Raw genomic sequence first — 9,020 nt, forward strand, 5'->3', positions numbered from 1 at the left:
AGAGAAGTCGATCGGAAAACGTTGATCGATGAGGTTGGTCGAGCAAGCCCCCCGGCGCCGGGTCGCCGGGGGGCTTTCCCGTGCCCGGGGGCGGGGAGTGGGACCCGGGATGCTGGCCTGACCTGGCCGGACGTGCCACAATGGGGAAGCGAGCATTCGCGCGTCGAGCCGTGCCGTCCGTCCCGCTCGGGATCTGCGGTATCCTTTGTAGCGGTTGTGTCAAGGTGCCGGCCGTGTGTTTCGCATTTCCTCGCCCGGTGCCGTACACTCCTTCTTCGGTTCACTATGACCATTGCGCATCGGCGGTGTCGCAACCGCCGCTCTCATCGAAGCGCTGGGTCGCGGCTGCTTAGTGTTCCGAAGCCTCAGACGACCGATCAGTGAAACGCGAGGGACATGGCCAAGAAAGACGGCGCCATCGAGATCGAGGGCACTGTGGTTGAGTCGCTCCCGAACGCGATGTTCCGGGTGCAACTCGACAACGGCCATAAGGTCCTGGCCCACATCAGCGGGCGGATGCGGATGCACTACATCCGGATCCTTCCTGACGACAGGGTTGTCGTCGAACTGAGCCCCTACGACCTCAGTCGTGGGCGGATCGTCTACCGATACAAGTAAGCGCGTCTGAGGGACGAATAGGACTATGAAGGTCAAGCCGAGCGTCAAGAAGATCTGTGACAAGTGCAAGGTGATTCGCCGGCACGGTCGCGTCATGGTGATCTGCGACAACCTGCGCCACAAGCAGCGCCAGGGTTAGTCGCTCCAAAACAAGGCCCCGTGAGAGTCCGCTCCTAAGAGGCGGACTCGATCCATGTGGGGCTTTCACGTAATCGTGTCTCACACCTGCGCCGGCGGCTCGCGCCGTACCCCGCAGGAGACCCCCGGTCGGAGGCCGGGGCCCTCACCCCGGGCATGGGGAGGGGAAGTGAGGCGCAGGACCTCCGCCATAACGAAGGAGAATGCCCGACCATGGCTCGCCTGGTTGGTGTAGACCTCCCCCGCGACAAGCGGCTGGAGATCGCTCTCACCTACATTTTCGGAATCGGCCGCACTCGTGCGCTCGAAACCCTTCAGGCCACCGGCGTCAACGGCGACCTGCGGGTTCACCAGCTGACCGACGAAGAGCTGGTGCCGCTGCGCGACTACATCGAGGCGAACTACAAGATCGAGGGTGACCTCCGTCGCGAAGTTCAGGCCGACATCCGTCGCAAGATCGAGATTCAGTGCTACCAGGGCATTCGGCACCGCCGTGGCCTTCCCGTGCACGGTCAGCGCACGCAGACCAACGCACGCACCCGTAAGGGCAAGAAGAAGACCGTGGCCGGCAAGAAGAAGCCCGGTAAGAAGTAGTCCGCGTAGCCGCAGGACCGAAGACCTCAGGAGTGAAGGCAAAGAATGCCTCCTAAGAGCCGCCAGGGTGCACCCAAGAAGGTGCGCCGCAAGGAAAAGAAGAACGTCGCTCACGGGCACGCCCACATCAAGAGCACGTTCAACAACACGATCGTCTCGATCACCGACCCGAGTGGGAACGTGATCTCCTGGGCCAGCGCCGGCCACGTCGGGTTCAAGGGCTCTCGTAAGTCCACCCCGTTCGCGGCGCAGATGGCCGCGGAGAACGCCGCCCGCCGCGCCATGGAGCACGGCATGCGCAAGGTCGATGTCTTCGTCAAGGGCCCCGGCTCCGGCCGTGAGACCGCGATCCGGTCGCTGCAGGCGACCGGCCTCGAGGTCGGGTCCATCCAGGACGTCACCCCCGTGCCGCACAACGGCTGCCGTCCGCCCAAGCGGAGGCGGGTGTGACCGCCCCCGCAGCCAGCTGCCGTCCGGTAGCGCCCATGAAGCGCCGTCGCGTCTGACGCCCAGGAGAAGATAGAAAATGGCTCGTTACACGGGTGCGGACTGCAAGCTCTGCCGCAGGGAGAAGACCAAGCTCTTCCTCAAGGGCAAGAAGTGCGAGTCCGCGAAGTGCCCCATCGAGATCCGTCCTTACCCGCCGGGTGAGCACGGCCGCGGCCGTCCCAAGGAGTCTGAGTACCAGCTCCAGCTTCGTGAGAAGCAGAAGACCCGCCGCATCTACGGCGTCCTCGAGAAGCAGTTCCACAACTACTACGAGGAAGCCAACCGCAAGACCGGCAAGACCGGCGAGAACCTCCTCCAGATCCTGGAGAGCCGTCTCGACAACGTGGTCTACCGCGCCGGTTTCGCGGAGTCGCGCGACGCCGCCCGCCAGCAGGTCCGTCACGGCCACATCCTGGTGAACGGCAAGAAGGTCGACATCCCGTCGTACCGCGTGCGCGAGCACGACATCGTCGAGGTCCGCGAGAAGTCGCGCAACCTCCTGCCCTACGAGGTGGCCCGCGCCACCGCCGGTGACAAGACGTACCCGGCGTGGCTGGGCGTCGTCCCGGACGCGCTGCGCGTCCTGGTCCACCAGCTCCCGGTCCGTCAGCAGATCGACACCCAGGTCCAGGAGCAGTTGATCGTCGAGCTCTACTCCAAGTAGCGGCTCCTGTAGGTGCCGTGCGGCGATCCGCCGTACGGCACCTATGCTGTTGTTCGAGCGGCGTCAAATAGCGGGCGCCGCCATGCAAGGGAGATCTCACCATGCTGATCGCTCAGCGTCCCTCCCTCCTTGAGGAGTCCCTCGAGGAGACTCGGTCCAAGTTCATCATCGAGCCGCTGGAGCCGGGTTTCGGCTACACCATCGGCAACTCGCTGCGCCGCACGCTGCTGTCGTCCATCCCGGGCGCGGCCGTGACCAGCATCCGCATCGAGGGCGTGCTGCACGAGTTCACCACCGTGCCGGGCGTCAAGGAGGATGTCACCGACATCATCCTGAACCTCAAGGACCTGGTCGTCTCCTCCGAGCACGACGAGCCCGTGGTGATGTACCTGCGCAAGCAGGGCCCCGGTGACGTCACCGCCGCCGACATCGCGCCCCCGGCCGGTGTCGAGGTGCACAACCCCGAGCTGCGCATCGCCACCCTGAACGGCAAGGCGAAGCTGGAGATGGAGCTGACCGTCGAGCGCGGTCGCGGCTACGTCTCCGCCGCGCAGAACAAGCAGCCGGGCCAGGAGATCGGCCGCATCCCGATCGACTCCATCTACTCGCCGGTGCTCAAGGTCACCTACAAGGTCGAGGCGACCCGAGTCGAGCAGCGCACCGACTTCGACCGTCTGATCCTGGACGTCGAGACCAAGCCGTGCATGAAGCCCCGCGACGCGGTGGCCTCCGCCGGCAAGACCCTCGTCGAGCTGTTCGGCCTCGCCCGCGAGCTGAACGTCGAGGCCGAGGGCATCGACATCGGCCCGTCGCCGACGGACGCGGCCCTCGCCGCCGACCTGGCGCTGCCGATCGAGGAGCTGAACCTCACGGTCCGCTCCTACAACTGCCTCAAGCGCGAGGGCATCCACACCGTGGGTGAGCTCGTGGCCCGCAGCGAGCAGGACCTTCTCGACATAAGGAACTTCGGTGCCAAGTCCATCGAAGAGGTCAAGCAGAAGCTGCACGAGATGACGCTCGCGCTCAAGGACTCCCCGCCCGGGTTCGACCCGAGCGCGGTGGCCGGCGGCGGCTACGACGACGACGACAGCGCCTACGTCGAGACCGAGCAGTACTGAGTTCGGGACGTCCCGCGGCGTCACGCCTCACGGCGTCTCGCGGACGTCCCGCGGCACCGGGTGACCCCTCGTCACCTCCGGTGTCACCGAGTTTCACGATGACGGGGGCCCTCCGGCCCCCGGCCCGACCCCGGTACCTCGTACGGCCGGGGCGGGTTTACTCCCAAGGAGAACGTTATGCCTAGGCCCACCAAGGGTGCCCGTCTCGGCGGCAGCCCGGCCCACGAGCGGCTGATCCTGGCGAACCTCGCCACCCAGCTGTTCCAGCACGGCCGGATCAAGACCACCGAGGCCAAGGCGAAGCGTCTGCGTCCGGTGGCGGAGAAGCTGATCACCAAGGCGAAGAAGGGCGACATGCACAACCGTCGCCAGGTGCTGACGATCGTCAAGGACAAGAGCGTCGTCCACCACCTCTTCACCGAGATCGCTCCGACCTTCGCCGAGCGTCCCGGTGGCTACACCCGGATCACCAAGATCGGCCTCCGCAAGGGCGACGCCGCCCCCATGGCCGTGATCGAGCTGGTGTCCGAGCCGCTGAACGCGGTCAAGGTCGGCCAGACCCCGGCCGCCGCCAAGGCCACCGCGCCCAAGGCGGAGGAGGCCAAGGAGGCCGAGGTCGAGGAGACCAAGGCCGAGGAGGCCGGCGAGGCCAAGGCCGAGACCACCGAGGAGACGAAGGCCTCCGAGGAGACGACCGAGGCTCCCGCCGAGGAGACCGAGGCCAAGAAGGACAACGCCTGATCTCTCAGGCCCCGTGAACGGGCCCGGCACCTCCTCAGCGGGGGGCGCCGGGCCCTTTCCGTTCTCCAGGCGGTCTTTCGGCAGGTCTCCGGACGCTCTCCCGGGAATGCCCGGGAGGCCCGGGGGCCATGTGAGCACGTGAGCCCGTGAGAGTTCCAGAAAGGAACCATCGTGGTACGGCTGAGGCTGGATCTCGCCTATGACGGCACCGACTTCTCCGGCTGGGCCAAGCAGCCCGGACGGCGTACGGTCCAGGGGGAGATCGAGGAGGCGCTCGGCAGGATCCTGCGGCTCGCCGAGCCCCCGGCGCTGACCGTGGCCGGGCGGACCGACGCGGGCGTGCACGCCCGCGGTCAGGTGGCCCACGTCGACCTGGACCCCGGCGCGCTCGGCGCGCTGGACGGCCGCGACCGCCGGGGGGCGGGCGAGGGCCCGGAGCCGGGATCCGCGGCGGAACTCGCCGAGAGACTCTCTGCCATGCGCAGGAGGCTCGCCGGGGTCCTGCCGCCCGATGTGCGTGTGCGTCTCGTCACGGCGGCTCCTGAGGGCTTCGACGCGCGGTTCTCGGCGCTGTCGAGGCGGTACGCCTACCGGATCTCCGATGCCCCGGGCGGGGTCGACCCGCTCCGGCGCCGCGAGGTCGTCTGGTACAACAGGCCCCTCGACGTGGACAGGCTGAACGCGGCCGCCGCCGCCCTCCTGGGCGAGCACGACTTCGCCGCGTTCTGCAAGAAACGCGAGGGCGCGACCACGATCCGCGAGCTCCAGCGGCTCGACTGGACCCGCGAGGACGGGCTCGTCGTCGCGACGGTGACGGCCGACGCGTTCTGCCACTCCATGGTCCGGGCGCTCGTCGGATCCCTGCTGCCCGTCGGTGAGGGGCGGCTCCCGGTCGACTGGCCGGGCGGGGTGCTGGCGAGGGCCGTAAGGGACTCGGGGGTGCACGTCGCGCCCGCGCACGGGCTCTGCCTGGAGGAGGTGCGCTATCCCGGCGCCGAGGAGCTCGCCCGGCGGGCCGCGGAGACCCGCCGGGTGCGGACGCTCAGCTCGTGACGCGGCGCTCCACGACCTTCGCGGTCTGGTCGCGGAAGGCGCCGCTGACCTTGCCCAGCCCCTTCTCCTTGGCGGTCGGCGTGTGCCCGTCGCTGAAGGTGGCGTAGCTGAACACGATGTAGCGGCCCCACACCATCCCGGCCGCGTAGCCGCCCGCGATGTGCACCCGCTCGCCGCCCGTGCCGGCGGCCGAGGGCAGGCCGCGGAACCACAGGTTGCTGCCGAGATTCTTGGCCTTGTCGGCCGCGACCGCGGACTCGCGGGTGGGCAGCACGGCGATCCCCGTGGTCACGGCGTATCGCCGCTTGCTGTCCACGTACGTCGCCCGCAGCACCCGGCGGCACTCCTGGTCGCGCAGGGTGCCGGCGAACTTGCCGGACGCGGCCTTGTGGCACTGCTCGGTGACGTCGGTCTTGACCCTGGTGAAGGTCGTCCCGGCCACGGACACCTTCTTGCCGAAGGCGGCGGCCACGGTCATCGTGCCCGGGTCGGTCTTCTCGGAGTTGAGCATCGTGGTGTTGATCGGCTCGGGCTCGCCGGTGATGTCCAGGTCGTCGGTGGGGTCGAGGGTTCCGGAGCTGGGAATCGGGTCCGTCGCGTTCGCCGACTGCTTGGCGCTGAACGACTGGTAGGCGAAGAAGGCGCCGGTGCCGATGCCGACCACCACGACCGCGACCACGGCCGCGATCAGCGTCGTACTCGCCCTGCTGCGGGCCGGCGCGGGGGCGGGGGGCGGGGGCTCGGGGGTGAACGCCGAGAGCGGGGTGAACGCCCCCCGCGTCGTCGCCGGGCCGGTCCCGAGGACCGCCGTCGGTTCGCCCGCGGGCGCGGAGGTCACCGGCGGGGGCGGGAGGACCGGGAACGGCGGGGCGACGCCGGTGACGACGGGGATGCCGCCCGGCGGGGTCGCCTGGTCCGAGGAGGGGAAGGGCTGCGCCGCCTCCGGGCCGGGATCGGCGGGCTGGGACGGTGTCCGGTCGCGGGCGGCCTGGTCGAGGGGAGGCGCGGGCACCGGCGAGGCCGGCTCCGGTCCCGGTCGTGTGCCCGGCTGGGTGACGGGCTGCGCCACGGGTCCGGATATTGGAGACATAGGGGGCACAACCGCCGGAGCGGGACCGGACAGGACGGGAGGGGCCTCGTCCGGCGGGCCGGCCGGTGAGGGCGCGGGGGCCTGCTGCGAAGAGAGCTGCGGGGCCGCGGGGGCCTGTTGCGGAGAGACCTGCGGGGCCGCGGGGTTCTGCTGCGGAGGGACCTGCGGGGCGGAGGGCTGCGCGGAAGCCTGCCGGGCGGGCGGGTCCTGCCGGGGCGCGAGGCCGTGGCCGTCCTCCAGGAGGTCCCCCGGCGCGGGGTGCGCCGGCGCGGCGGGCCCGGTGGCGCGGACGTCGACCGTGGTGTCGCCGCTCTCGTCCGGCTCCTGATGGGGGGTGGCGTCCGGCGGCCACACGGCGACGTCGCCGGGCTCTCCCGGGCGGGCGGCGCTCTCCTCGGGGTCGGTCCACACCGGCTCGCCGGTCGCGGCGGGCCAGGGGGCCTCCTGCCCGGACGAGGGCCAGACCTGCATGCCCGCGGCCGCGGCCGTGAAGGCGGGCGGCGGCTGCCAGGGCGGCGCGCCCGGCACGATGGGCGCGGTGGACAGCGGCTGGTCGCTCCGCGGCGCGGAACCCCCGTGCTCGTGGCGCTCGCCCTCGCCGGCCTCGCCGGGCCGCGAAGGGGCGGCCGGTTCCGTCGGCCAGGCGGGGGAGGAGTCGTCCCGGAGCGGGGGCGGCCAGGCGGGGGAGGTCGCGTCCGACGCGGGGGCGCCGGGCCAGGACGGGCCCAGGGCGTCGGCGGATCCGGGGGCACCGGGCCAGGGCGCGGACGGGCGGTCGGCGGGAGAGGGCCAGGCGGGCGAGGTGGCCTCGGCGGGGAGCGGGGGCGGCCAGGCGGGGGAGGTCGCGTCCGACGCGGGGGCGCCGGGCCAGGACGGGCCCGAGGGGTCGCCCGGGTTCGGCGGGGCCGGCCAGGCGGGAGGGGAGGGCTCCGGGGGCGTGGGGGAGTTGATCCACGCCGGAGGGGCCGGATCGGGCCGGGAGAACTCCGACCAGGCGGGGCCGGAGGGAGCGGGCGGGAACCCGGGCCGCGGATCCGGGAGCTCGGGCCGCGGGCCTGAGAGCTCGGAGGGGAGATCCGGCCGGGCGCTCCCCGAGGGGCCGGGCGGGAACCCGGGCCCGGCGGGATCGGAGGGCTCGGCGGAGAACTCGGGCCGCGGGGGACCGGAGGGCTCCGGAGACGGGAGCGGCTCCGGCCGGGGCGCGGCGTGCGAGGGGCCGGACCAGGGGGCGGGCGGGTCGTCCTCCGGCTGGGCGTACCAGTCGTAGGGGGCCCCGTCGCCGGGGACCGTCCATGGCTGAGCCGCCCCGGGGGTCACCTCCGGCCACGCCGAAGGGCTGTGGGGCTGCTCGTCACCTGTGAGATCGGTCCGCAGCACGTGGGGCGAGGGCTGGCCGAAACTCGGCGGCGGCGTCGCCGGTGCTGCCGAACCCTCGGCTTCACGTTGGTGCTCGGACCCGGATTCCTGGCCACGCATACGACGCAGCCTAGCGACAGCCGGAGATCGTCATGCGGGTATGGCCGTATCGTCTGCCGGATTCATGCCGCAAAACGCCAGTATGACCCCATGGTCAAGGGCGTTTTCCGGTCAGTGATCGCGACTCCAGGGCGGGGGTGACGGTCGCGTCCGCCGCGCCGAAGGCCGCCTGGTTCAGCTTCTTGACCTCGGTCTTCTTCGGGAGGTGACCGTCCTTGTACTGGAACCAGACCATCACCGCGTAGTGCCCGTGGCGCCACTCGCCCACGAACGCCTCACCGGTGCCGAGAAGTTTGGTGACCTTATCCTTACCTGGGAGCGGTTTGAGGTATTCCTCCCGCTCCTTGCCGGAGCCGACCGAGACGACCTTGGACGCCCCCGCCGACGTCTTGAGGTTGGCGACTCCCACGGTGCCGATGATCTTCCCTGAGGCGTCGCGGAAGCTGGCCCGCAGGAGCTGGTTGCACTTGGCCGCGATGAGGGCCTTCTGGAGCTTCTCCCCGACCACCGCCTTGTCGCACTTCTTGTCGGTCCTGCGCGTGGTCATCAGGTAGGTCTGCCCGCCGATCTTCACCTTCTTGCGCTTGAACACCTCGTTCAGGGTGAGAAGGTGCGGGTCGCCGGCGCGGGAGGAGGCGAAGCCGAACTTGCCCTCCGCGGTGCTGGCGGGCGGTATCAGGGGGGCCTCGGCGGTGGGGGCCGTCGCGCCGGGCACCGGGTCGGGGTCGGAGTTGGCCAGCACGGCCAGGCCGATGCCCGCGGCGACCAGCGCGGCGAACGCCCCGGCCGCGATGAAGATCGGGCGGCGTGAGCGGGGCCCCTCGTCGTACGGGCTCCACATCTCCTGGCGAGGTCGTTCCCTGGGCGGTTCCGTGGGGCGTTCCCGCGGTCCGGTGGGCCGGGAGGCCTGCTGGGAGGGCTCGGCGGCGCGGTTGTTCGGCGAGGCGTCGAACCAGTGCTGGCCCTGTGCGGGCGGCGACGCGTCAGGCCGGTTGTAAGGCGGGCGGCGCGGCGGCTCCACGGGAAAACCCATGCGCCG

10 protein-coding genes are annotated in these 9,020 nt (G+C 70.8%); 8 read left to right on the forward strand and 2 right to left on the reverse strand.

The window, feature by feature from the left end; genetic code table 11:
* Positions 1 to 396 precede the first annotated feature (396 nt).
* The 8 genes from infA to truA all read left to right on the forward strand — a co-directional run bounded on the left by infA (position 397) and on the right by truA (position 5,415).
* Entirely contained in the window at positions 397 to 618 is a 222-nt protein-coding gene (gene infA, locus ACTOQ1_RS27920) for a translation initiation factor IF-1 (RefSeq protein WP_012887858.1), read from the forward strand.
* Between the two features lie 25 nt (positions 619 to 643).
* Positions 644 to 757 carry a 50S ribosomal protein L36 gene (gene rpmJ / locus ACTOQ1_RS27925; protein ID WP_003956441.1) on the forward strand — a complete coding sequence of 38 codons (114 nt, stop codon included), beginning with the start codon at positions 644 to 646 and terminating at the stop codon, positions 755 to 757.
* Positions 758 to 969: 212 nt separating this feature from the next.
* Positions 970 to 1,350: a 30S ribosomal protein S13 gene (gene rpsM, locus ACTOQ1_RS27930; RefSeq protein ID WP_362678418.1), complete on the forward strand. Its 381-nt coding sequence runs from the start codon at positions 970 to 972 to the stop codon at positions 1,348 to 1,350.
* Between the two features lie 45 nt (positions 1,351 to 1,395).
* Positions 1,396 to 1,800, forward strand: coding sequence for a 30S ribosomal protein S11 (rpsK, locus tag ACTOQ1_RS27935; RefSeq protein WP_012887860.1), 405 nt, complete (start codon positions 1,396 to 1,398; stop codon positions 1,798 to 1,800).
* Positions 1,801 to 1,876: 76 nt separating this feature from the next.
* Entirely contained in the window at positions 1,877 to 2,503 is a 627-nt protein-coding gene (rpsD, locus tag ACTOQ1_RS27940; protein WP_030912875.1) for a 30S ribosomal protein S4, read from the forward strand.
* A 101-nt stretch (positions 2,504 to 2,604) separates the two neighbouring features.
* Positions 2,605 to 3,621 carry a DNA-directed RNA polymerase subunit alpha gene (locus tag ACTOQ1_RS27945; protein WP_089210160.1) on the forward strand — a complete coding sequence of 339 codons (1,017 nt, stop codon included), beginning with the start codon at positions 2,605 to 2,607 and terminating at the stop codon, positions 3,619 to 3,621.
* Positions 3,622 to 3,798: 177 nt separating this feature from the next.
* Entirely contained in the window at positions 3,799 to 4,362 is a 564-nt protein-coding gene (rplQ, locus tag ACTOQ1_RS27950; protein ID WP_440070957.1) for a 50S ribosomal protein L17, read from the forward strand.
* A gap of 171 nt (positions 4,363 to 4,533) precedes the next feature.
* Positions 4,534 to 5,415 (forward strand): tRNA pseudouridine(38-40) synthase TruA, encoded by an 882-nt coding sequence (truA, locus tag ACTOQ1_RS27955; protein ID WP_440070958.1) that lies wholly within the window; start codon positions 4,534 to 4,536, stop codon positions 5,413 to 5,415.
* Here the strand turns inward: truA and ACTOQ1_RS27960 are convergent.
* Positions 5,405 to 7,981 carry a hypothetical protein gene (locus ACTOQ1_RS27960; RefSeq protein WP_440070959.1) on the reverse strand — a complete coding sequence of 859 codons (2,577 nt, stop codon included), beginning with the start codon at positions 7,979 to 7,981 and terminating at the stop codon, positions 5,405 to 5,407. The genes truA and ACTOQ1_RS27960 overlap by 11 nt on opposite strands.
* Before the next feature lie 94 nt (positions 7,982 to 8,075).
* The gene (locus ACTOQ1_RS27965) at positions 8,076 to 9,014 is read right to left on the reverse strand and encodes a hypothetical protein (protein WP_440070960.1); all 939 of its coding nucleotides are present in this window, start codon (positions 9,012 to 9,014) and stop codon (positions 8,076 to 8,078) included.
* Between the last annotated feature and the right edge of the window lie 6 nt (positions 9,015 to 9,020).

The sequence above is a fragment of the Streptosporangium sp. OZ121 genome, assembly GCF_051918885.1.
Lineage (GTDB): Bacteria > Actinomycetota > Actinomycetes > Streptosporangiales > Streptosporangiaceae > Streptosporangium.